At 43.9% G+C, this 23,919-nt stretch carries 24 protein-coding genes and 1 pseudogene; 12 read left to right on the forward strand and 13 right to left on the reverse strand.

What is annotated here, in order from left to right; translation table 11 throughout:
• Positions 1-26 precede the first annotated feature (26 nt).
• Positions 27-1,832, reverse strand: a complete 1,806-nt coding sequence (locus tag NF865_RS01630) for an aldehyde ferredoxin oxidoreductase family protein (protein WP_253304888.1) — start codon at positions 1,830-1,832, stop codon at positions 27-29.
• Between the two features lie 30 nt (positions 1,833-1,862).
• Positions 1,863-2,054, reverse strand: a pseudogene (locus tag NF865_RS01635) (hypothetical protein); the annotation flags it as partial.
• A gap of 35 nt (positions 2,055-2,089) precedes the next feature.
• Here NF865_RS01635 and NF865_RS01640 point away from each other — a divergent pair.
• The 3 genes from NF865_RS01640 (at position 2,090) to NF865_RS01650 (ending at position 5,122) form a co-directional block, all read left to right on the forward strand.
• A complete protein-coding gene (locus NF865_RS01640; protein ID WP_253304889.1) occupies positions 2,090-2,371 on the forward strand; it encodes a hypothetical protein in 282 nt (93 codons plus the stop codon).
• Between the two features lie 86 nt (positions 2,372-2,457).
• Positions 2,458-3,747, forward strand: coding sequence for a phosphoribosylglycinamide formyltransferase 2 (purT, locus tag NF865_RS01645; RefSeq protein WP_253304890.1), 1,290 nt, complete (start codon positions 2,458-2,460; stop codon positions 3,745-3,747).
• Positions 3,748-3,877: 130 nt separating this feature from the next.
• Complete coding sequence (locus NF865_RS01650) at positions 3,878-5,122, forward strand: AAA family ATPase (RefSeq protein WP_253304891.1); 1,245 nt, start codon at positions 3,878-3,880, stop codon at positions 5,120-5,122.
• Here the strand turns inward: NF865_RS01650 and purE are convergent.
• Positions 5,119-5,550, reverse strand: coding sequence for a 5-(carboxyamino)imidazole ribonucleotide mutase (gene purE / locus NF865_RS01655; protein WP_253304892.1), 432 nt, complete (start codon positions 5,548-5,550; stop codon positions 5,119-5,121). The two genes, NF865_RS01650 and purE, sit on opposite strands and share 4 nt — an antisense overlap.
• A gap of 106 nt (positions 5,551-5,656) precedes the next feature.
• On the opposite strand from purE, the gene purD reads away from it, so the two are divergent.
• The 9 genes from purD to nadC all read left to right on the forward strand — a co-directional run bounded on the left by purD (position 5,657) and on the right by nadC (position 15,739).
• Entirely contained in the window at positions 5,657-6,961 is a 1,305-nt protein-coding gene (purD, locus tag NF865_RS01660; RefSeq protein ID WP_253305705.1) for a phosphoribosylamine--glycine ligase, read from the forward strand.
• Positions 6,954-8,096, forward strand: a complete 1,143-nt coding sequence (locus NF865_RS01665; RefSeq protein WP_253304893.1) for a formate--phosphoribosylaminoimidazolecarboxamide ligase family protein — start codon at positions 6,954-6,956, stop codon at positions 8,094-8,096. Before purD ends, NF865_RS01665 begins: the two co-directional genes overlap by 8 nt.
• A 10-nt stretch (positions 8,097-8,106) precedes the next feature.
• Complete coding sequence (purS, locus tag NF865_RS01670) at positions 8,107-8,352, forward strand: phosphoribosylformylglycinamidine synthase subunit PurS (protein WP_253304894.1); 246 nt, start codon at positions 8,107-8,109, stop codon at positions 8,350-8,352.
• 1 nt (position 8,353) lies between these two features.
• The gene (purQ, locus tag NF865_RS01675) at positions 8,354-9,022 is read left to right on the forward strand and encodes a phosphoribosylformylglycinamidine synthase I (RefSeq protein WP_253304895.1); all 669 of its coding nucleotides are present in this window, start codon (positions 8,354-8,356) and stop codon (positions 9,020-9,022) included.
• A gap of 5 nt (positions 9,023-9,027) precedes the next feature.
• Positions 9,028-11,169 (forward strand): phosphoribosylformylglycinamidine synthase subunit PurL, encoded by a 2,142-nt coding sequence (gene purL, locus NF865_RS01680; protein ID WP_253304896.1) that lies wholly within the window; start codon positions 9,028-9,030, stop codon positions 11,167-11,169.
• Between the two features lie 101 nt (positions 11,170-11,270).
• On the forward strand, positions 11,271-12,665 hold the full coding sequence (locus NF865_RS01685) for an L-aspartate oxidase (protein ID WP_253304897.1): 1,395 nt from the start codon (positions 11,271-11,273) through the stop codon (positions 12,663-12,665).
• Complete coding sequence (nadA, locus tag NF865_RS01690) at positions 12,662-13,564, forward strand: quinolinate synthase NadA (protein ID WP_253304898.1); 903 nt, start codon at positions 12,662-12,664, stop codon at positions 13,562-13,564. Before NF865_RS01685 ends, nadA begins: the two co-directional genes overlap by 4 nt.
• 48 nt (positions 13,565-13,612) lie before the next feature.
• Positions 13,613-14,905, forward strand: a complete 1,293-nt coding sequence (locus NF865_RS01695) for an ATP-binding protein (RefSeq protein WP_253304899.1) — start codon at positions 13,613-13,615, stop codon at positions 14,903-14,905.
• A 6-nt stretch (positions 14,906-14,911) separates the two neighbouring features.
• Complete coding sequence (nadC, locus tag NF865_RS01700; RefSeq protein WP_253304900.1) at positions 14,912-15,739, forward strand: carboxylating nicotinate-nucleotide diphosphorylase; 828 nt, start codon at positions 14,912-14,914, stop codon at positions 15,737-15,739.
• On the opposite strand, the gene NF865_RS01705 is transcribed toward nadC, so the two are convergent.
• The 10 genes from NF865_RS01705 to NF865_RS01750 form a co-directional block, all read right to left on the reverse strand.
• Positions 15,736-16,887 carry an MFS transporter gene (locus tag NF865_RS01705; protein WP_253304901.1) on the reverse strand — a complete coding sequence of 384 codons (1,152 nt, stop codon included), beginning with the start codon at positions 16,885-16,887 and terminating at the stop codon, positions 15,736-15,738. The two genes, nadC and NF865_RS01705, sit on opposite strands and share 4 nt — an antisense overlap.
• Before the next feature lie 66 nt (positions 16,888-16,953).
• Entirely contained in the window at positions 16,954-17,556 is a 603-nt protein-coding gene (locus NF865_RS01710) for an IMP cyclohydrolase (RefSeq protein ID WP_253304902.1), read from the reverse strand.
• Positions 17,553-18,482 carry a formate--phosphoribosylaminoimidazolecarboxamide ligase gene (locus NF865_RS01715; protein WP_253304903.1) on the reverse strand — a complete coding sequence of 310 codons (930 nt, stop codon included), beginning with the start codon at positions 18,480-18,482 and terminating at the stop codon, positions 17,553-17,555. The genes NF865_RS01710 and NF865_RS01715 overlap by 4 nt, the downstream gene beginning before the upstream one ends.
• Entirely contained in the window at positions 18,479-19,138 is a 660-nt protein-coding gene (locus tag NF865_RS01720) for a phosphoribosylaminoimidazolesuccinocarboxamide synthase (RefSeq protein ID WP_253304904.1), read from the reverse strand. Before NF865_RS01720 ends, NF865_RS01715 begins: the two co-directional genes overlap by 4 nt.
• Before the next feature lie 4 nt (positions 19,139-19,142).
• Entirely contained in the window at positions 19,143-20,420 is a 1,278-nt protein-coding gene (thiC, locus tag NF865_RS01725) for a phosphomethylpyrimidine synthase ThiC (protein ID WP_253304905.1), read from the reverse strand.
• Positions 20,421-20,642: 222 nt separating this feature from the next.
• Positions 20,643-21,302, reverse strand: a complete 660-nt coding sequence (locus tag NF865_RS01730; protein ID WP_253304906.1) for a hypothetical protein — start codon at positions 21,300-21,302, stop codon at positions 20,643-20,645.
• 20 nt (positions 21,303-21,322) lie between these two features.
• Positions 21,323-21,964 (reverse strand): hypothetical protein, encoded by a 642-nt coding sequence (locus NF865_RS01735; RefSeq protein WP_253304907.1) that lies wholly within the window; start codon positions 21,962-21,964, stop codon positions 21,323-21,325.
• Positions 21,965-22,020: 56 nt separating this feature from the next.
• The gene (locus tag NF865_RS01740) at positions 22,021-22,680 is read right to left on the reverse strand and encodes a hypothetical protein (RefSeq protein ID WP_253304908.1); all 660 of its coding nucleotides are present in this window, start codon (positions 22,678-22,680) and stop codon (positions 22,021-22,023) included.
• Positions 22,681-22,713: 33 nt separating this feature from the next.
• A complete protein-coding gene (locus NF865_RS01745) occupies positions 22,714-23,058 on the reverse strand; it encodes a hypothetical protein (RefSeq protein WP_253304909.1) in 345 nt (114 codons plus the stop codon).
• Between the two features lie 124 nt (positions 23,059-23,182).
• Positions 23,183-23,908 (reverse strand): hypothetical protein, encoded by a 726-nt coding sequence (locus NF865_RS01750; RefSeq protein ID WP_253304910.1) that lies wholly within the window; start codon positions 23,906-23,908, stop codon positions 23,183-23,185.
• Between the last annotated feature and the right edge of the window lie 11 nt (positions 23,909-23,919).

A 23,919-nucleotide genomic window follows, 5' to 3' on the forward strand; every position in this document is an offset into this window, starting at 1 on the left:
CCGTAAGGAAACATGTAATCTTCTTATTAAATTTTGTCTAGACCTAATTCCTCAAGTTTTTCTTTAGTAGGGATACCGTTTTCATCCCATCCTCTTAGCGTGTAATATTCCTCAAGCATTTTTTCAAATTCTTCTTTTGGAAGCCTAATTTTCTCTTCTCCATCCGGGGGCATTGGTAGTGGTTCTTCGAACACTCTTGGAGGCAAGGTGTCGTCTTTTCTTGAGATTCCGGCTTCTCTAATGTTGAACACTCTAGTTAAATTCCAAATCCGTTCTCCAACTTTCAAGTACTCTACCAGAGAAAACTCAACTCCTATTGCATACTTCAAGCCACTTATGAAATCCTCGATACTTAATGGCATAAAGTCGCATACAACCAAGGAAAATGCTGCAGCTCTCTCATCTTGTACCTCTTTCACGAATCTTGCAACACCTTTAGTAGAGAAACGCTTCAAAATTCCATCTGCTTCAGCCCTTGCTGTGAAAGCTCTTTGGTGGCAAGCCCCTCTATCTGAAGTTGCATATGCTAATGCCATTCCCCAAGAGCTTCTTGGCTCATAACCTGGAATTTCTAAACCTTTAACATGCATTGCAAATTTTTCTGTCCCTTGGCCTATCTTTTCTGCTACTTTTTTGACACCTTCTGCGAGCACATCTCCTATTCCTCTTCTGTAGACTATATCCTCTATCAGCCTTCTTTGTCCTTCAGCATCCCCAAACTTTGGCACATCAGGTAAAATACCTTTTTCAGCACACTCCATTGCAAACCCGACAATGTTACCTGTAGAAATTGCGTCTAATCCAAACTCATTACATAGTAATACTGCTTTTGCAACGTCTCTAATGTCTTTTATTCCATTATTGCTTCCTAGTAGAGCTATGCACTCGTATTCAATTTTCACTTCTTTTCCATTAACTTCAACAACTCTACCACAGACAACAGGACAATTGTAACAGCTGACATCCCTTTTCGTGTAGTACCTCAAATTTGGGCCAATTATCCCATAATGGTCTTCTATAAATCCCTGTTGGAAGTTTCTAGTTGGTAGTATCCCCAATCTATTCATTGGGTCTACTAGATATGCAGTTCCTATTACTCGCCTTATATGAATGTAATTGTGCTCCATTATTTTTTTGTTAAGTCTAACTGCTAGCTCTCTAAGTTTTCCTTTATCAAAGGTGCTAATTTCTTTTGAACCTTTTACTGCTATTGCTTTGAGGTTTTTGCTCCCCATAACTGCTCCTGGACCACCTCTAGCCGCCACCCCAGCCCTCCATGGGTCATCGTCTTTATCGATCATTATTGCTGCAAATTTAACCAAGTTTTCTCCCGCGGGGCCTATTGAAGCTATATGGGCCTTTTTATCAGTCTCGGCTCTGATTTTCTCAACGGTTTCGCTTATGGATGACCCCCATATTTTACTAGCATCCCTAAATTCTACTTCATCGTCTATTATCCAAAGATATATTGGATCCTTGCTTTTTCCTTTTACGATTATCCCATCCCAACCAGCTTTTCTGAGTTCTGGACCAAAATATCCTCCCGCATGACAATCTAGATAAAGTCCAGTTAACGGGGATTTAGTAACTACTGTTGTTCTTCCAGAACTCGGAAATGGAGTTCCAGTCAATGGTCCATTTAAAAACATTAGCAAATTGTCGGGAGATAAAGGATTCGTTTTTGGTTTGAGAAAAGTATATAGGAAATACGCTCCTATTCCTTTGCCCCCGATGAACTTTCTGATGATTTCAGGTTCTACCTCCATTTCGCTTGTTTTTTCTTTAGACAAGTCAATTTCTAAGAATCTGCCAAATAATGGCTTCTTTCTCACTTTTGTCCCTCCTTAAACTGCTTTATAGGTTTAATCATCAGAAAGCCCCTTATCACTTTCATCGCAAATTCCTAAAGCAAGTTTCACGGCTTTTTCGGCTATGACATCCAAGGGGTCTACCAGGGGGACCCTTAAATCTTCTTGCCTTAGAGCTACGCTTATTTCCGTACAGCCTGCTATTAATCCATCGCACCTTTTTTCAAGCTTTTTGGCAGGACTTAGACTGGTTCTTCAAGGAATGGTTTTACACCCCAAAAGTGCCTGATTATGAAGTAAGAAACTTAAGTGTAACTCAGAGGGATGATAAATACTTCCTAACTTTTGAAATTGTTGACAAAAACAACTTCACAATGCCTCTTGAAGTTGAGATAACGACTTCGAAAGAAAAGCTCGTTAAGAGAGTCTGGGTCAATGGAACTGCAAAGATAAGTTTTGAATTAGATGATGCACCAACAAAAATAATCCTCGATCCAAATGAATGGATAGTAAACGAGAACAAAAAATATAATATTGAAGGAATAGAGACAGAAATAAACTGATCTTGTTTTATCATTTTTATGTTCAAAAACTCTTAAATATTTCTATAGTTTTAACATACAAACGTCAATAAATTTAGGTGATACCCATGATAAGTATTAGAGACGAAATTGGAACTCCCTTAACTGATTCTGCCGTCAAGATAATGCTCCTTGGAAGCGGGGAGCTTGGAAAAGAGATAGCCATAGAGGCTCAAAGATTGGGAGTGGAAGTTATTGCAGTTGATCGCTATGCCAATGCTCCTGCAATGCAGGTAGCTCACAAAAGCTACGTCGGCAATATGAAGGACAAGGACTTCCTCTGGAGCATCGTGGAGAGAGAAAAACCCGACGCAATAGTGCCGGAGATAGAGGCCATAAACCTCGATGCACTCTTTGAGTTTGAGGAGGAGGGCTACTTCGTTGTCCCAAATGCCAAAGCGACCTGGATCGCAATGCACCGCGAGAGAACGAGAGAGACGCTCGCGAAGAAAGCAAAAGTCCCCACATCAAGATACGCCTACGCGACAACATTAGATGAGCTTTATGAGGCATGCGAAAAGATAGGATACCCATGCCACACCAAAGCCATAATGAGCTCCAGTGGAAAAGGTTCTTATTTCGTCAAAAGCCCCGAAGATATTCCAAAGGCATGGGAAGTTGCAAAGAAAAAAGCCCGTGGCAGTGCCGATAAAATAATAGTTGAAGAGCATATAGACTTCGACATCGAAATAACCGAGCTTGCAGTGAGGCATTTCGATGAGAACGGGAAGATAGTTACCACTTTCCCAAAGCCCGTTGGTCATTACCAAATTGAAGGGGATTACCACTCAAGCTGGCAGCCAGCAGAGATAAGCGAGAAAGCGGAGCGTGAGGTTTATAGAATAACCAAAAAGATTACCGACGTCCTCGGGGGAGTTGGAATCTTTGGAGTTGAGATGTTCGTCAAAGGGGACAAGGTATGGGCTAATGAAGTCTCCCCGAGACCCCACGACACGGGAATGGTGACCATGGCGTCACATCCTACAGGCTTTTCCGAGTTTGGCCTCCACGTTAGGGCTATTTTGGGGCTTCCAATTCCAGCGGTAGAAGAAAATGGCATTAGAAAGTTCCCAATCTTAACGCCAGCTGCAACCCACGTGATCTTGTCAAACCAAGAAGGCTACGCTCCAAGGTTCAGGAACGTCTTTAAGGCATTGAACATTCCAAACACGACCGTTAGGTTCTTCGGAAAGCCCGAAGCGTATAAAGGAAGGCGCCTTGGCGTTGCCCTTGCATGGGATAGTGACGTTCAAGTGGCAAAGAGGAAAGCAGAGCAAGTTGCCCACATAATAGAGCTCAAAACAAGAAGCGGGGAATGGCAGGGTCAGGGCTTCATAAAAAAGAAGCATCTGCTTTGAGTTTGTTTTTTCTATTTGAGTTTCCTTCTTATTTCCCAGCAAATCAGCTTTAACATCTTTCCAACCCGCTTTATACGTAGCACCTTTTTCAACCGAAATCCTTAAAAAGATTCTAATCGGAATCATTCTCATGAGAATCATTCCAAGAAGAATTGAACTTGCACAGCTTGAGAGTGAAGGCTGGAAAATGCTCTATGGAAGAAGAAAGACGGGAAAGACCTTTCTCGTTCAGCACTTCGTTGAACATGATAGATTCTACTTCGTAAATCGGGATGGAACCATACTCGATTTAACATCAGGAAAATACATGAACTACGATGAGTTTCGGAGAGAATTCCTTGATAATCTCGGAAAAGAGAAAATTGTAATAGATGAGTTTCACCGCCTTCCAGATGGCTTTCTTGATCTTCTCCACGCTCACTCAACTCTGGATAGCGAGCTTATCCTTATAACTTCGACCCTATGGCTGACAGTGAGAATTCTCTCAATGCGTGAGAGTCCCCTCCTCGGGATAGTGCTTCCTGTTAAGATTGGTCTAATCGACGAAAGGGAAATTCTCGTAGAACTGTCGAGGGAAGTCAATGGGAAAGAGCTTATTGAGGCTTCAACGTACCTTCGTGAACCGATGCTTGTGCCTTCTTATAAGCCACCGCTCAGGGAGTTCCTAACCGATTACCTACACTCATCTGGCCCAATTATCAAGGATATCATAGGAGAAACCTTCACTCAAGAGGAAATTTTCTTCTCTGAGGTCTACCAAGGTGTCCTCCATTCGATAGCAGACGGAAAATCAAAGAGTGGCGAAATTGGAAGCTATCTACTTTCCAAAGGATTAATTGAATCACCTTCCAGCATTCAGAAGTATCTTAAAGTACTGTCCTCAATGGGGCTCATAAAGAAAAAGCCAATCCATGGAAAGAAAAGGCGCTTCCGCTACTCAATAGTCTCACCTCTCCTCGACCTCCACTTCTATCTCGAGGCAAAGTACGCCTATACTGAGCTCGAGACACCCAAAGAGTTCATCAGGAAAGCCGTTGATGAAAAGGTTCCAAGGCATGTTGAGGGTTTCATTGAGAGCCTTCTGGCTAAGACTTATGGTTTAAGACCGGTGAAAGTTGAGCTCCCAGCTCTTGAGCTTGATATCGCATTAATGAGCTTCAGCAAACTTGAGCTGGTAGGGGAGGTTAAGTGGAAAAGCAGGGTTAAGCGTGAAGAAGTGAAAAAAATTGAAGAGAAGCTTTCTAAATTCAAGTGCAGGAAAGTTCTTGTTGTTCCATCTAAGGAAGTCCTTGAAAAAGAACCTAAAGGGATTGAAGTGTTAACTCCCGAGGATCTCCTAGAAATTGCAAAAAGAAGCTTAGAAGCACTTGTTTAACTCTGCATCCTTTTCCTGTATTCTTCAAGCTTTTTCTTTAAGCTCTCATCTTTTAATGCCAAAATCTCAATGGCTAGCAGTGCGGCGTTCTTTCCGTTGTCTATTCCCACAGTAGCTACTGGAACCCCCGGTGGCATTTGGGCAATGCTCAAGAGAGAATCCAAACCACCGAGCTTTGCTGAAACTGGAACTCCTATCACAGGTTTAGTCGTATGAGCCGCTATCACTCCAGGTAAGGCGGCGCTTAAACCAGCTATGGCAATAAAGACATCATAGTCTTTCTTTGCTAATTCCTCAACTTTTTTCGGGTTTCTATGGGCAGATGCCACTTCTACATCGTAGCTAACTCCAAATTCATCAAGCACTTTCGTAACTTTTTCCGCAATGTGAGAATCACTCTTGCTCCCCATTACCACGAGCACTTTCATGATATCACCAGATCCCTCTGGGAAGTTTACCCTTATAAATTTTGTCATTTAAATGTCAAAATAAAGCTTAAAAACAAGTAATTTTAACAAATTTATGGTGAAGATCATGCGAGTTTTACTTGTAGGTGCAGGTGGAAGAGAAAATGCAATTGCTGAGGCCCTGTCAGAGGATGCAGAACTTTACGTTGTTGCAAAACACAAAAACCCAAGCATCAAGAGAATTGCAGCGGAGTACGGGATTGCTAAAGAGACCGACGTTCAAAAAGTCCTCGATTTTGCTCTGAAGTGGAATGTTGATATGGCTTTTATTGGACCGGAGACTCCGTTAGAGAAGGGAATCGTGGATGTCCTTGAAGAAAATGGAATCCCAACAGTCGGCCCTTCAAAAGAAGCTGCCATGCTTGAGACAAATAAGGCGTTTGCAAGACAAATAATGGAGAAATACAAAATTCCGGGAAGGAAATTGTTCAAAGTTTTCGATGACGTTGCTGAAATGAAAACATGGATAGATGAGTTTGGAAAACCCGTTGTTGTTAAACCCCTTGGGCTTACCGGAGGCAAAGGAGTTAAAGTCGTCGGATACCAGCTCAAAGACAATGAAGAGGCAAAGGAATATGCAAAGGCCTTGATAGAGAAGGATGGGAAAGTACTCGTTGAGGAAAGAACTGATGGAGTAGAGTTCACGTTCCAAGTTTTTACCGATGGAAAGAAAGTTATTCCAATGCCTCTGGCTCAGGATTATCCCCATGCGTATGAAGGCGACATCGGACCAATAACCGGTGGAATGGGCTCTTATTCCTGTGAAAACCACCTACTACCATTTGTCGAGAAGAAAGACTACGAAAAAGCCTTTGAGACTCTCAAAAAGACCATCGATGCTATGCGTAAAGAAGGGATTCCGTATAAGGGCATTCTCTACGGCCAGTTCATGCTTGCAAGGGACGAACCTAAGATAATCGAGTACAACGCCCGCTTTGGGGATCCGGAGGCAATGAATGTTCTTCCAATTCTAAAGACTTCCCTTCTTGAAATTGCAGAGGAAATTGTCGATGGCAACTTAAAGAGAGCTGAATTTGAGCAGAAAGCCACAGTTGTGAAGTATCTGGTGCCAAAAGGGTATCCCACTAATCCAATCAAGGGAGCCAAAGTTCAAATCAGCGAGGATAAAATCAGAGAAGAGGGAGCTAAGGTCTACTATGCCTCGGTAGATGAAAACCTCACAATGCTTGGTTCAAGGGCATTGGCCATTGTGGGAATAGCCGATTCTTTAGAAGAGGCTGAAAAAATAGCTTCCGCCGGGATAAAGCACGTCAAGGGTGAGATTTTCTACCGCAGAGATGTTGGAACCAAAGAAAGCATTGCAAAAAGGATTGAACTCATGAAAACAATTAGAGGTGGGCGAAATGATTGAAAGGGAGCAGATTCTGGAAGTTTTGGAGAATTACGACAAAGAAAACATAATTATCGGGGCAATCGGGAGCCATTCTGCCCTTGACATAGCGGATGGTGCTAAAGAAGAGGGTTTTAAGACTCTCATCGTGTCTCAAAAGGGGAGACATAGAACCTATGCGGAGTACTTCAAGGAAAAGAAGACAAAAGACGACCTAACAAAGGGGTTTATTGATGAAGTAATAGTTTTGGAAAAGTTCGCCCAAATCATTGATATTCAAGAGGAACTGAGGAAAAAGAACGTTATCTTTATACCCAACCGCTCCTTCGTGGTCTATACGGGTATTGATAGAGTAGAAAATGAATTTCTGGTGCCTCTCTTTGGGAGCCGCAATTTACTCAGGAGCGAGGAAAGGAGCGAGGAGAAAAGCTACTACTGGCTCCTTGAGAAAGCTGGGTTGCCTTATCCCGAGCCCGTAGAACCTGAGGAGATAAACGATGTTGGCCTTGTAATTGTTAAGCTTCCTCACGCAAAGAAGAGACTCGAAAGAGGATTTTTCACTGCTGCAAGCTATAAGGAGTTTAGAGAAAAAGCTGAGAAGCTTATGAAACTCGGCGTAATCACTGAGGAAGACTTAGCCAAAGCGAGAATTGAGCGCTACATCATCGGACCGGTATTTAACTTTGACTTCTTCTATTCACCCATTGACGGGGAAATAGAACTCCTCGGCATAGACTGGCGTTTTGAGACAAGTTTGGATGGGCATGTTAGATTGCCAGCTTCTCAGCAGCTTACTCTGCCAAAGCGCCAGTTCGAGCCAGAATACACAGTTTGCGGGCATGCAAGCTCAACGCTCCGTGAGAGCCTCTTGGAGAAAGTCTTCGATATGGCCGAGCGCTACGTTGAAGCCACGAAGAAGTACTACTCACCCGGCATAATTGGACCTTTCACACTGCAGACTGCAGTTGACAAAGACCTTAACTTCTACATCTACGACGTCGCTCCGAGGACTGGTGGAGGAACAAACATCCACATGGCAATGGGGCACCCATATGGAAACGCCCTCTGGAGAAAGCCAATGAGCACCGGAAGGAGGATCGCTCTTGAAATTAAGAGGGCTATTGAGCTGGATGAGCTTGAGAAGGTTGTTACGTGAGGTGATGCTCATGAAATATAAGGCAAAGATTATTGTACGCCTAAAGGAAGGGCTTAACGACCCAGAAGGAAGAGTAATCGGGAAGGCGCTCAAAAACTTAGGCTATAAAATTGAAGATCTAAAGGTTCCAAAATACTTTGAGGTTGTTTTTGAGAGCGATAAGCCAGAGAAAGAAGTGGAAGAGATGTGCAAGCGTTTGTTAGCAAACCCAGTTATCCACACCTACGAGTACCAACTTGAACCCTTGGGTGAGTGAGATGCCCAAGTTTGCCGTTATAGTATTCCCAGGGACAAACTGCGACTTTGAGACAGTTGAAGCAATCAAAAAAGCCGGTGGAGAAGCAGAGCGAGTGTGGTATAAGTCATCCCTCAAAGACTTTGACGGCGTGGTTTTGCCAGGAGGCTTTAGCTATGCCGATTATTTGAGGGCCGGAGCAATAAGCGCAAGGGCAGAGATAATGGAGGAAGTTAAAGCTCTCGTCAGTGAGGGTAAACCTGTGTTAGGAATCTGCAACGGCTTTCAAATCTTAACCGAAAGCGGCCTTTTGCCCGGAGCATTGAGGCCAAACAAGGTTCCAAGGTTTCTATGCAAGTGGGTTTACCTTAGAGTTAACGATGCCCAAACAGCGTTTACCCAATTTTACAAAGAAGGAGAAGTCATTAGAATGCCAATAGCCCACGCTGAAGGGAATTACTATACCGATTCTCCGAAAGTTAGAATCGTCTTCCAGTACAGCAACGAAAAAGGAAATGTAACGGAAGACGCAAATCCAAATGGTTCTCTCTTGAATATCGCCGGAGTAAGCAATGAAAAGGGAAACGTTCTCGGCATGATGCCCCATCCGGAAAGAGCCAGCGACAAATGGCTCGGGAGCGAGGACGGGCTAAAAGTGTTCAAGTCAATGGTGGAGTATGCCAAGAGGTGAGTCTCATGTTTCCTCACGAGGAAGAGCTAATAAAAGAGAGGCTTGGCAGGGAGCCGAACGAAGTTGAAAAGGCCATGCTTGAGGTCATGTGGAGTGAGCATGCCTCATACAAGTCGAGCAGAAAATGGCTCAAGCTTTTGCCAACCAAAAATGAGCACGTGATTTTGGGCCCCGGAGAAGATGCCGGTGTTGTGAAGTTTGATGATAATACCGCAATAGTCGTTGGAATAGAAAGCCACAATCATCCCTCGGCTGTTGAACCCTACGGCGGAGCTGCCACTGGAGTTGGCGGAATCGTAAGAGATATCCTCTGTATGGGGGCAAGACCAATAGCTTTGCTCGACCCCATACGCTTTGGTCCTCTTGAAAAGGAGCGCAATAGGTATCTCTTCGAGTACGTCGTTAAGGGAATAGCCGATTACGGCAACAGGATAGGCGTCCCAACAGTTGGAGGGGAAACGGAGTTCGATGAGAGTTTAGATAACTACACACTTGTAAACGTAGCATGCATTGGTCTGATGAGGCCCGAAGAGCTTGTGCATAGCTATGTTGAGGAGAGCGGGCTTCTCTTAGTTTTAGTAGGGAACAAAACGGGAAGGGATGGAATTCATGGAGTTACATTTGCGAGTGAAGAGCTAAGCGAAAATGCCGAAGAGGAAGACCGTTCTGCGGTGCAAATTCCCGACCCCTTCACGGAGAAACTGTTGATTGAGGCAACTCTTGAAGCAGTGCACACAGGTAAGGTAAAAGCTCTTAAAGACCTCGGCGGTGGCGGTTTAACGTGTGCTTCATCGGAAATGGCTGGAAAGAAGGGCTTTGGTGCAGTGATCTATGCAGACAGAGTGCCGCAAAGGGAGCCAAACATGAATCCCATGGAAATCATGATTTCAGAAAGCCAAGAGAGAATGCTTTTTGCCGTTAGAAAGGAGGACTTAAATGAAATCACAAAAATCTTTGAGAAATATGATCTTGAATGGACTGTTGTAGGTGAAATCATAGAAGAGCCCCGATACATCGTTTATTGGAAAGGAAAGAAAGTTGCAGACCTGCCAATAGACCTTCTTACTGACGTGCCAACGATAGAATGGAAAGCAAAGCCATACAACATTGAAAAAGACTTCGAGACTCCGAAAATTAGCTCACAAGAAGCCCTAATTAAGGTTCTCTCAAGCCCCAATATAATTAGTAAAGCATGGATATGGCAACAGTATGATCATGAAGTCCAAGGGAGGACGGTCTTAAAGCCTGGCCTTGATGCAGCAGTTCTCAAGATAAACGACGAATATGGTTTAGCCTTCGTGAGCGATGGAAATCCTTCCCACAGCTATCTGAACCCATACCATGGGGCAGTGGGTGCTGTTGCTGAGGTTGTGAGGAACCTAGCAAGTGTAGGAGCGAAGCCTTTAGCATTAGTGGACAATCTAAACTTCGCATCACCTGAAAGACCTGAAGTTTACTGGAGCTTCATAGAGACAATTAAAGGACTGACTGATGGGGCAAAGGCCTTTGGCTTAGCATATGTAAGCGGAAACGTCAGCTTTTACAACGAGGTAGGCAACAAACCCATAAAACCAACACCCGTGGTTGCTGGTTTGGGGAAAGTAAAGCTTGAAAATCTTATGACAATGGATTTCAAAGACGAAGGAGACCTCATAGCCATTGTTGGTGTTACAAAGAAAGAACTTGGAGGAAGCGAGCTCTACAGGGTTTTAAACATCAATGGAGGGATAGCACCGAGAGTTGATCTAGAGAGAGAAAAGAGGAATGCTGAGGGAATTTTAAAAGCCATAGAACTTAGAGTTGTTAAAGCGGTTCACGATGTCAGCAAGGGTGGAATAGCGGTGGCACTTGCGGAGATGGCCTTAAGCGGGAACGTTGGATTTGAAGTGGACATAGGTAAAGTTCCAGTGGAAGGAAAGCTCAAACCCCTCGAAACACTGTTTTCGGAAAGCCATGGAAGATTCGTGATAAGCTTTGAAGAAGAAAAGCTTGAAAAGGTTGCAGAGCTCTTCGAGGAATTCGCAGTCATTGGAAGGGTTGGAGGAAATGAACTTGTGTTTAAGAGCGGAGATGGAGAACTTGCTTCCATAAACTTAGAAAAAGCCAAAGAACTGTACAATTCACTTCCTGCACTTTTGGGAGAGTGAAACTTCTTTAATTTTAATTTTGCAATACAATTTTTGTGTTTTTATGATCCCATTAGAAAAGCTTTAAAACAAATTCCCGAACATTTGTTCGGGGAAAATGTATGAAAATAGGAATAATCGGAAATGGGATAGCAGGTTTGACTGCGGCAATAGGGCTAGCTAAAAAGGGCTTTGAAGTTACTATCATCGGAGAGAGAATAGATAAAACGAATTCTTACCTAGCCCAGGCAGGTATAGCTCTTCCCCTTCTTGAAGGAGACTCGATAAGGGCACACGTCTTAGACACCATCAAAGCGGGAAGATACCTAAATGATGAAGAGGTTGTTTGGGCAGTTATCTCAAAATCCAGTGAAGTTTATGATTTTTTACTCTCCTTGGGCTTGAACTTTGAGGAAAATGAAATTGAAGGGGGACACAGTTTTCCCAGGGTTTTCACAATCAAAAATGAAACTGGAAAGCACGTGATAAGACTCCTCCACATAAGAGCCAAAGAATTGGGCGTTCACTTCGTAAAAGGCCTTGCGGAATCATTAGCCATCGAAAGTAAAAAGTGCTATGGTGTGTTTCTTGATGGTGAGCTCCTAAAGTTCGACGCCACAATCCTAGCAACAGGAGGATACACGGCATTGTTTAAATACACCGCCGGCTCTCCCCTTAACCTAGGCATTCTAATTGGAGATGCCATAATGAAAGGGGCTTTAGCAAGTGACTTAGAATTCGTTCAGTTTCATCCAACGGGTTTTATTGGGAAGGATGGAGTAAAGCTTGTAAGTGAGGCTGTAAGAGGAGCCGGGGCAAAGCTTGTCAACGAAGATGGTGAGCGCTTTGTCAACGAACTTGAACCAAGAGACGTGGTTGCAAGAGCAATTTATAGGAAGATGCAAAGTGGCAGTGGAGTTTATTTGGACGCCACAGGGATTGAAAACTTTAAAGAAAAGTTCCCCCAGATTTACAGTTTTCTGGTTAAAAAGGGCATAAATCCAGAAAGAGACCTAATCCCGGTAACTCCAATTGCCCACTATTCCATAGGCGGCTTGAAGGTAGACCTCTATTATAGAACCAATATCAAAAACCTCTACGCAATAGGGGAAGCTGCAAACAACGGCTTTCATGGGGCGAATAGATTGGCGAGCAACTCTCTCCTGGAGTGCATAGTTAGCGGGCTTGAAGTAGCGAGGACTGTGAGGAGAGACAAACCAAAAGGTGGAAGTGGAGAAATCAGAGATACAGCCCAAGAGCTAGGAGATATTGAAAGCGTCAAAGAAATTCTATGGAAATATGCTGGAATCGTAAGAAATGAGAACGGCCTTTTAGAAGGATTGAAAGAACTGGAAAAATTGGAAGTTGATGAGAGGATTAAGCTTTTGGCGAAAGGTATTTTAGAGTGTGCCCTGGCAAGAAAAGAGAGTCGAGGCGTTCATTACAGAGAGGATTATCCCATTATAAGAAAGGAATTTGAAAGGCACAGCATCTTTAACGGGAGGTGCATTTTATGAATTTGGTGGACGAAATTATCAGGCTCAAAGAAGAGAAGAATGCCATAATTTTGGCTCACAACTATCAACTCCCAGAAATTCAGGACATAGCAGATTTTCTTGGAGACAGCCTCGAATTAGCAAGGAAGGCTGTAAATGTTGACGCGGACATCATAGTTTTTGCTGGCGTCGATTTTATGGCAGAGACCTCAAAAATCCTAAACCCCGAAAAGAAAGTTCTCCTTCCAACTAAGAGAGCCACATGTGCAATGGCAAACATGCTTAAAGTTGACCACATCCTTGAAGCCAAAAAGAAGTATCCCGATGCTCCCGTCGTTCTCTATGTAAACACGACCGCCGAAAGCAAAGCCTACGCTGATGTTACTGTCACATCAGCAAACGCCGATAAAATCGTTGCCAAGCTTGATGCAGATACGATAATTTTTGGCCCAGATAACAATCTCGCTTATTATGTTGCAAAGCGCACTGGAAAAAGAATTATACCAATTCCAGAGGGAGGGTACTGCTATGTCCATAAAAGATTCACGCCTGAAGATGTTGAGAGAACCAAAAAGCTCTATCCAAATGCAAAGTTAATGGTTCACCCCGAGTGCATTCCTGAGGTGCAGGAAAAAGCGGATCTAATAGTCTCAACAGGCGGAATGGTTAGAAATGCTTGTCAGCACGGCGAGTGGGTTGTCTTTACTGAGAAAGAGATGTGCTACCGCTTGAAGAAGATCTATCCTGACAAAAAGTTCTATCCTGCAAATGAGGATGCCTTCTGCATTGGAATGAAATCAATTACGCTCAAGCACATCTACGAAGCTCTCAGAGACGAAAAGTACGAAATTGAAGTGCCCAAAGAAATTGCTGAAAAAGCCAAAAAGGCCATCGAGAGGATGCTGGAGATGAGCAAGTAGTTAAGTATGGAGGTAAACTTTTTAAACTTTTTTACCTCTATACTTAACATGACACGCGAAGAGATAATAGGTCAGATTGTTAAGGATTTCTTTGATCTCGAAGTTGATGGTGTTGAGAGAGACTTAGATGTGCCTTTGGATTCGGACCTTAGAAAGGCAATCACAATAATTGGGCCAAGAAGAGCTGGAAAAACATTTTATCTGCTGTCTCATTTTGCCCGTCTCAGAAAAGAGGGGAAGGCCGCGTTATTTTTACCGCTTGACGATGACAGGCTTTATCCCCCATCCATAGAGGACTTGTCGGCACTTATAAAAGTCTTTTATGAGCTTTTTTCTACTGCAGACGAGAAGTACTTATTCCTCGATGAGATTCAAAACGTTCCCAACTGGGAGCTTTTTGTTAAAAGGGCGGTTGAAAGAGAGGGTTTTAAGGTTTTTCTCACGGGTTCTTCCTCAAAGCTCCTCAGCAAGGAGATAGCCTCCGCTTTAAGGGGCAGAACGCTCACATTTGAGCTCTTTCCATTCAGCTTCCGGGAGTTTCTGAGAGCTAAGGGCGTAAAACCCAGCAAATATCTGTCCACGAGAGAAGAGGCAATGATTAAGGCTCTCCTAAAGGAGTACCTTGAGTTTGGAGGCTTTCCGGAGATTGTTATGATAGAGAATGAGTACCTGAAACGTAAGGTGCTGGAGGAGTACATAGATGTCATGCTGTACCGTGATGTGGTCGAACGCTATAACCTGAAGAACTTAAAGGCTGTGCGCATGTTTTTAAAACTCCTAGTGACCTCTTTTGCCAAGGAGTTTTCCATAAACAGAACTGCAAACTACATGAAGAGCATTGGGATAGAGGTTAGCAAAAACACTCTGTACAACTACCTTGAATACTTTACCGATGCATACATAGTCTTTCCCCTCAAGAGGTTCTCATACAGCTTGAAGGAGATTGAACGGAGCCTTCCGAAGATATACGTCATAGATAACGGTCTGATAAATGCATACTCTCTCCGCTTCACAAGCAATATAGGGCGACTCATGGAGAACACGGTATTTTTGGAGCTCAGACGGAGGAACAAGGAGGTCTTTTACTTTAAAACTCAGGATGGCAGAGAGGTTGACTTTGTGGTCAGGGAGGACGGTAAAATTGTGGCGCTTATACAGGTGTCGTATTCAGTCGATGATGCCAGCACATGGGAGAGGGAGCTAAAGGGACTTGTGAAGGCCTCGAAGGAGCTGAGATGTGAGAATTTGATGATTGTAACATGGGATAGAGAAGGGAGGGAAGAGTTTAAAGGCATGAGTGTGGAGCTTATTCCGCTGTGGAAATTCCTGACCAAAAGGTGATGAAAAATGATTCCCCTTACATACCTTCTCCGCTTTCTGGAGGAAGACGCCCCATTCGGCGATGTCACGAGCGAAGCTGTTATTCCCGAGGATTTGGAGGCAGAGGCTGTAATTATAGCAAAGCAAGATGGGATTATCGCCGGTTTGGAGGAAGCGAAAGCCCTTTTTGAGCACTTCGGCGTTAAAGTTGAGCTTAAAGCTAAGGACGGCGATGAAGTGAAGAAGGGAACCGTAGTTATAAAACTCAGGGGCAACGCACGAAAAATTTTGCTGGTGGAGAGGACAGCTCTCAACATCATAGGGAGGATGAGCGGCATAGCTACTCAAGTGAGAAGGCTTATGAAGAAAGTTAGAGCTGTTAACCCAAATGTAAGAGTTGCCGGAACGAGGAAGACGCTGTTAAAGCCCCTCGATAAGAGGGCTATACTTCTCGGAGGAGGTGAGTCTCACCGCTTTTCCCTAAGTGATGCTATACTCATAAAAGATAACCATTTAGCATTGGTGCCACTTGAAGAGGCAATTAAGCGTGCAAAGGCCTTCAGCGTCTATAAGGTTGTTGAGGTCGAGGTGGAGAGCCTGGAGGATGCTCTAAAAGCCGCTAAAGCCGGGGCTGATGTAATAATGCTCGATAACATGACGCCAGAGCAAATCGAAGAAGTCCTTGAGGCTTTAAAGCGCGAAGGGCTTAGGGAGAGAGTTAAAATTGAAGTGAGCGGCGGCATAACTGAGGAGAACATTCAAAGCTACGCGAAGCTCGACATTGATGTCATAAGCCTCGGAGCTTTAACGCACAGCGTGAAGAACTTCGATGTCAGCTTGGAGATTCTTCATTAGTCCTTTTTCTTTTCCAGCAAAATCAAAAGCACCGAAAATGGGGCAAAGATTAGGAGGGACAGTCTAACTGAGATTTCTCCAATCTTCACATCTCCAAGGATTCCATAAGCAAAGCCAAAGAGGAGCTGGCCGAGGGTAGTCCCTAAGTTTGAAACAGCGTTCAGCCCACCAATGGATGCAGAGACTCTTGAGGCCTTTATGGCTAAGAGCTTTCTTACGAGAGGCCTAAACGTGTGTATAGCAAATAGGGCCATGACCAGAGCTGGAAACACTGTGTAGGGAGTTTTAATTGCGGCTAAAATTGGGGAAAGCGCTGCCAAAATCACTGCAAATCTAAGCACTCTCTCCTCTTTTCCAATATCGGCGAGCCATGAAGGAGCATATGCTAAGAGAGCACCAATTAACGAGGATAATCCAATGAGTGTGGCGGCACTTCCCTTTTCTATGCCCAAAGCCTCAGCAACGTAGACGTATGTTATGTCGCCGGAGGAGAAGGCTATCGTGAAGAAGAAAAGTCCGCTCAAAGCTAAGATTTTCTTTGCATCAAATGAGCCAGAAGTCTTTTGAGTTCTTTTAGGCACAATCCACTCATAAAGGGCATAATATGCTGTGAGCATCAGCAGGGAGGTTACAACGAAGGACAGCGATGCAAGAAGCATTTGAGCTTTTATGCCTAAGCCTATGGTGAGGGCGTAGGTGTAGTTTCCGAGGAAAGCGGCAAAGTTCCCAAAGAGGAAGTATAAAGCGGTTACTCTTCCTTTGAGCTCTTTGGGTGAAGATACGACTATTACAAACTGAGCTATGGGCCAAGAGAGGCCGTTAAAAACACCGTTCAAAAGCTTAATTCCAACGACCTGCACCCAAGAATTCGTCAGGGCGTAGAGGGGCATTACGAACGCGTTCCCAAACATCGCTAAAGCCCCTAAGAAGACCAACTCCTTCTTTTTCTCGAGGAGTGAGCCACCAATTACGGAGGAAAAGGCTCGAGAGAGCACAAAAGCTATGGAAATTAATGAGATTGAAATCATTGAAGCGTTCAATACATCGCGTGTATAAAACGCTACAGCCGGAGTGGCCAGTCTGAAACCGATTGTACCTGTGAATGCCGATGCTATGAGTAGAGCTATGCCTAAAGTTTGCTTCCTCATTTTTACCGGACGTGTTTGGGACTGCAGGGTTAAAAAGGTATTTGTCGTGAGTAAGCTTAAAGGGATTTACTTTATGGTTTTCACCCCCACCCTAAATTCTTCCCCATAATCGAGTACTCCAATAGCCAGCACTGGATGTGCAAAGCTAAGATTCAAAGCTCTCTCTGCCAGGTCATTTTCGTCTTTAAAGTCCAAGCTTAGCGTTTCAACACCATCAACGTTGTACGTCGCGGTGAAGAATGCTTTCCCCTCCTCAAGCTTCATCTCTTTTACCCAGAGCTCATTCTTCCCCACGAAGCCGAGCCAAGCTTTATCGCCTTCCTTTTGAACTACCGCAGCAATTCTTGGCGTGTTATACTCATCGCGCTCGTACCCCATGGCGTCTAAAACGTGAATCAGCGCTTTTTTAGGACTCTCCTCCCCGAGGGCTTGGGCTATAAATGGTGTATGAGACCCATTGCTCACAACCGCGTACTCACGGAGGAGCTTAACCACAGGATAGCTCACGTAGGGGTTGTCCGTTTCAGTTAGGTTGACTATATACACTTCATCTCCCTTTATTAGGGCCTTTCTGTTTGGGAATGAACGAGAGCTTAAGCGGTAGAAGGCAAAGGGCTTTCCATCGTTCAGGCCTACCCCAACCATTCTCCCGACGTAAACTCCTTTCATGTTACCACCTCCTCTAAGCGCTCCTCCTGAAGGGCAAGTTTAATCTCACGCGCAATTCTCTCACCCATGAGCATCTCCTCGCCCCAGTATAGGGCGGAATACCAGTGCTTCGCGTTGCTCCCACCGTCTATGCGCGAAGCAAAGCCTATGCAGTGGAAGTCGCCATCGTAAGCGAAGTGGAGCGCGAAAGGTCCTATGAAAGGCGGCTCGAGCTTTCCCATTGCCTCGACAAAGGCCAAACCGTAGTCGTAAAGCCTCGGGAGGAGGGATTCCCTAAGGGCAACGGCCTTGTTTCCAACTATGGTATACGGTAGGGCTTTGAACGGCCTTCTCTTGTTTGAGTCGGCTATTACTAAGCGCTCATCGACTCCGAAGAGCTCCAAGCGGTTTAAAATTGGTGAGTAGAAGAAGTGGACGTAGATGTAGGCGCCATCAATGAAGCGCTCAATTCTGTATTTTTCTTCTATAGGTTTCAGTTTTTCTTCAAGTTCCCCTCCATAGGCAATAAAGTGGCTGCTTCCCCCTTTTGGACCTTCAATTCTAACGAAGTATAGCTTATCATCCCTAACCTCGCTCAAATCAACGCTCTCCACCTGCGGAATTCCCGCCTTTTCGAGTGCTTTATCCACAAGCTCGAACTTTGTTTCCCACTTAAGAAAGCGCTTATTGCCAAAGAACCTTGCTTCGCTTTTCTCTATTGCATCAAGGCCTAAGTATGCGACGAAGGAGCCGTGCGGGATGATGATTCCCTCGTCGCTTAGGATCTTCTTCATGTCATCCACTACTATGAGCTCATCGACAGCTGGAAGCGAAGCGTAGAATTTTCCCCGCTTTGGAGAGGCATAAAGGCGAGTTTTGAATCCTTCTCTCTTAGCCCCTAAAATGATTTGAAGTGAAGAATGAGATGCTATGGTTGAGATTATCATTCAATCACCTCCAAAATCTCTTCCTGCTTCAAAACCTGCCCCTCTTTCATTACTCTCATCGTGTCGCCGCTTATCTCATCAATTACCAAAAGTTCTCCGTTCCTTCTCCCAAACTCAAGTTTAAAGTCGATTATTTCAAGCCCCCTGCTCTCAAAGAATTCCTTCAAAATCTGGGCAACTTTTCTTGTTATCCTCTTCATTTCTTCGATTTCTTCCTTTGAGGCTATGCCAAGCTTTTCCACGGCTTCCTCGCAGATTAAAGGATCCCCAAGAGCATCATCTTTAAGCGTAAATTCAATAATATCAAGCTTCTGAAGAGGCTTGACAATTTTCCCATAGCGTCTCAAAAAACTCCCGTAGGCTTTGAAGCGGTAGATAACCTCGAGTGGTATTTTTTCAGCCTTTAAGAATTTTGCCCTCCTTTCGTTAATTCGCTCAACAAAATGAGTTCTTATTCCATTCTCCTCAAGAAGCTTGAAGAAGAATTCTGTCTCCTTTAAAATTGCACTTCCTTTGCCTTCTCTCCTCCCTATAACCTCATTACCCCCTGTATCTTCTTTGCTTTCAAAACCCAAGATATTGTCTTTAAAGTGGAAGATCAGGCAATCATCATCTTCATACACATCCTTGGTCTTTCCCTGATAAACGAGCCTCATGCTATCACCTTTTGAGCATGTTGTTGATGAGCTTTATCGCACATAAGTCGCCGCACATAGAGCAGGCCTCTGTCGAAGTTGGCCTAGTCTCTCTAATCTCTAGGAAACGCTCTTTGTCCATGGCAAGCTCAAACTGCCTTTCCCAATCCAGTCTTCCTCTCGCCAAAGCCATGAGATAGTCCTTCTGGTACTCCTCTTCAAAGCGCGTTAGGTTTACGGCATGGGCTGCCAGCTTTGTAGCTATCACGCCGAGGCGAACATGCTCCTTAGTCGGCAAACCTAAGTGCTCGGCTGGTGTAACATAACAAAGGAAGTCCGCTCCATTCAAAGCGGCTATTGCCCCTCCAATGGCCCCAGCTATGTGATCGTAGCCCGGGAAAATGTCCGTCACTAAGGGACCAAGGACGTAGAAGGGAGCATTATCGGTTGCAACCTTCGCTATTTTTATCTGCATTGGGATTTGGTCTATTGGGACATGCCCGGGCCCTTCAACCATCGTTTGAACTCCAAATTCTCTCGCCCTCCTGACCAGGCGCCCCAATGTATAGAGCTCACTCATCTGAAGCTCGTCCCCAGCGTCTGGCAGGCCGCCGGGTCTAAGACCATCGCCTAAGCTCAAAACCACATCATATTCTTTGGCAAGCTCCAAAAGGTAGTCGTAGTCTTTGTAGAACGGGTTCTCTTTTTCCCAGTGGAGTATCCACGCTGCCAAAAACGTTCCGCCGCGAGAGACCATTCCGACTATTCTCTTTGTGCGCTTCATTTTTTCCACAACTTCTTTAGTAACGCCAACGTGAATAGTTGCATAATCAATACCATCCTTAAAGTGCTTCTCAACGGCGTTCCACATGTCATCCTCGCTCATCTCGATAATGGCCTTCCCCTTGATGAGCATTTCCTCAGCAGCTTGATATATTGGCACCGTTCCAATAGGCACATCAACGGATTTCATAATTCTCTTTCTTATGGCATCTATATCTCCGCCAGTGGAGAGATCCATTATTGTATCTGCCCCATATTTCACGGCTATCTTGGCCTTCTCAATCTCTTCTTCAACATCCACTATGTCCCTTGAGGTTCCGATGTTTGCATTAATCTTTACCCTCACTCCTCTACCTACGGCAACTGGCTTTACCCAATCATGAACGAGGTTTCTAAAAATGACAGTATAACCTTTAGCAACGTTTTTTCTAAGCTCTTCTGCTTTTATCCCTTCTCTTTCAGCGATGAACTTCATCTCTTCCGTTATTACTCCTTTTTTGGCGTCTTCCATCTGGGTCATGGTAATCACCATAACTTTGTTATAATAAAGTTTTTAAATTTCAAAACTAGGTTTTTAGCGGAATTTTAAAAAGTTTGCGGGATAAAAAACCCTGAAGAATTATGTTATATCTATGAAAACTATAAAAATTCCATTATAAACTTTGTATGTGCTTGAAAGCCTGTCAGATTATCCTATATGTTTGGAAACCTGCAGACAATCGAGTAAACTTTAACAGCTCCATCATAATGTCCCCATTTTCTCCCTTAATTTTCCCACTAGTAGCCTTATGTCCATTAACAGTCTTTTGTACTCTTTAATTCCATGTTTTTCAGATATACCAACACCTGTTTCCAGCTCATTAATGGCATCCTCAACCGTTTTCAAGATAACTACTGTGAACTCTCTGGCAGGCAGGACGGCCACTTTTCTGTAATCAATGTTTACAATGTAAAATTCATCTCTATGTCTGAAGACATATGTTCTCAGGATGGGGTCATAGCTTCCAAGGGAGGATCGCAGGAAGGGCATTGAGGTTAATTCATCAAATTTGTCTTTTAGTAGTCCTTTGAGAACCTTCACCTCTTTATTAAGCCATTCCGGAAGCTCGTCTATGTTGTTAAAGCTCCCTCCGTATGATTTAGTATTCTTCGGAATCTCGCTGCTCAAGGCATAAAGGGCGAAGCGAAGGATCTCATAAAGGAATTCGTCAAAATTGACAGTTGCATTAAAGAATTCTTCTCCCTGATAATAAATGAAAACATCGTACTCATTGAGGGTTATCTCGATTATCGATGCCTCTGAATACTCATATTCCCTCTCCAGCCCTATTATCTCCTTTATTCTCTTCTTCAGCGGTCCAAAGGGTTCGTCAAGTGTGAATGTGATTTCGAAGTCCTCCATGATGCCCCTCCCTACTCTTCTCACCCCATGTGGCTATATTTTATTATGGCTTTTATCCATTGGATACGAGGTCTAAGCAATTTTAGGGGGCTAAACATCTCTAATATTCTTTCCACGTCTCTAACGGCCCTTAAGATATCCTTCTCAAGGACATCTGCGTACTCTCCAGCATCTATATTAATCTTCAGCCTCCTGTCGAGTGATGTTATCTCAAGGATATCTCCCCCTTTATGAAAGAAAAGCGTTCTTATAGGGTCAAAAGTTCCAAAAAGCAGTTTGAGAGACTCAGTATAGAAGAGTGATCTCTCCAAATTCATGCCTCTAAGTGGGTTTACCTCCAAGGGAAGATTTGAGAGATCAAGGATTCCCTCTCTGCCCTTCCTAGCATAAAGTATGGACAGGGCAACATCTTCCAAGAAGTCAATTAAATTCCCTATAGCGGGGGCTATGAGTTCTATATCCCCTATCTTTAAACCATATCTAATCATGTTGTATTCAAATGCTCTTGAGATAATGCCTTTGAGGAGCTCGTTGAAGTCCTCCTCATCACCCTCCTCCACGGATTCAGTGTAGGTTTCCATGGTGTCCGAGAGTGACGATAAAACGGCGTCCTTCAGGTAATCTTTAGTTGGGAGTGTGTACCAGAGGTGAACTCTTGTCATGCGTACCACCTTGATGACCCCAGAGTCTTTTTTGCCACAGTTCACCTCTCTACTTGTTATTGCTTTCTTAATGACGCCCTCAGCTTTTCAAGAAGTCTCTTGTAGTCGTTAATCATTTCTTGGTACCCTTTAATCCCGTTCTTCTCGAATATGGGGGTGTAGGATTCCAGCTCCTGGATTGCATCTTCTGTGACGTTCATTATAATCTTCACGAACTCCTTGATTGACACCTTACAGACCTTCCGGTAGTCCACACTTATGAAATAGACATACTCACTTCCCCTGAATCCATAGACAATAAATCTCGGATCGTAACTTCCGAGAAAAGACCTTAAAAATAGGTTGGAGGTTAGCTCATTAAATTCCCCTCCTAATAGCTCTCTTAAGGTTCTAACTTCCTCATCAAGCCAGTCCGGGAGCTCTTTAGAGCTTTTGAAACTCCATCCGTAGGATCTCATGTTCTTGGGAACTTCTCCAGTCATAGCATAAAATGCAAATCTGAGAAGCTCATAGAGGAATTCATTGAAGTGAACAGTCGCATTAAAGACCTCTTTCCCCTGACAGTGAATAAAAACATCGTACTCGCTGAGAGCAATCTCTATTATTGATTCTTTTGAATATCCATATTCTTTCCCAGCCGTTATGGCCTCTTCCACAATCTTTTCTAATGATCCAGAGGATTCACCAAGTGTGAACATGATTTCGAATCCTCCCATCTGTATCACCCTATATGATCAGTTAGACACTATTCAGTCCCAATCTACTGGATGTGCTGTTACTATCCTGTAGAGGCCATCAGAAACTTTTCTGATAACTACCCTTAGCCTGTTCTTGGCGCCGAGCCCGTAGTAATACTTTTCAAGGACTACCTCATTTGGTGGATTACTTCTGTCACAGTTTATTTCACCAGTTTCAATTGTCTCTTTGAGTATTTGAAGGAGCATATCTGCGGTTAAGTACTTGAATTTTGACTTATATTTCCATTTTTCTTCTAAGATATGCCTGTCGATTATGTGCTTTGCTCCCCTCTTATCAATGATAACGTCTCCTTCTGGAAAGTAGCCTCCACAGCTGTATCTCCCCTTGAACTTCACCCTAAAGTTCTTGTACTCCTTGTCAAAATCCTCCGCAAGCTTCTTAGCTTTGTTAGCGTCCCATCCGTTCAGGTATGCTCTTGCGAGGTGCTCTTCAAAGTATTAGTTCCCAGCTTGTGCAAGCTTATAGGCTATGGAGAAAGTTTCTAAATCTCCTTAAGACTTCAATATATGTTAATAATGGCTCTCTCCATGGGCCCTCGGGAAGCAGCTGGGCCAGTTTTTCCAAGGAATTCAACGTTTCCACACCCATCTCGAAGAAAGCCTCTGACAGGGAGTCGGCATCGCATTCTATCAGGATCCTCTTCGGGTTAAGCGTTCCATTCCTCTCGGCGAAGTAAATCTCCGAGCATACAATCGCCCTTTCCCCGACGCGTTTAAATATCACCGGGTTCAGATACTTTCCAAATAACACGTCAAAAACAGATCCCTCGATGTCAGGACACTCCAATATATATTCGTGCCTTAGTTCTTCAATGGACACCTCTTTTAGTTTAGGATCAGGTATTCGCTTTAGTTCTGGGGGATAAATCCATCTTCGCAGGAATTCGGTGAAGTAATCGCTTATGACGACTTCTTTGTTAAATTTCTCGAGAGATCCTTTGAGATAAATGCTCACAAGAAACGAATCCTGCGGAACAAGAAAGAACCTTAATGGCTCCATAGAGTCGTCTGAGAGGACTTCATGCCCCATGATTTTTAGTGAATATCTGCCCGGAGGTAAAAGAAAGAGCCTCGAAAGAGTATGGAGGCGCATAGGCTTTTTGTTCCGGACCAAAAAATCCTTAACGTATTCCCCGCTTTTCACCTTTCCTCTTAGGTATTCAACATCGAAGTACCAGCTTATCAAGGCTACCCCCT

Origin of the sequence: Thermococcus aggregans (assembly GCF_024022995.1) — an archaeon.
GTDB classification, from domain to species: domain Archaea; phylum Methanobacteriota_B; class Thermococci; order Thermococcales; family Thermococcaceae; genus Thermococcus_A; species Thermococcus_A aggregans.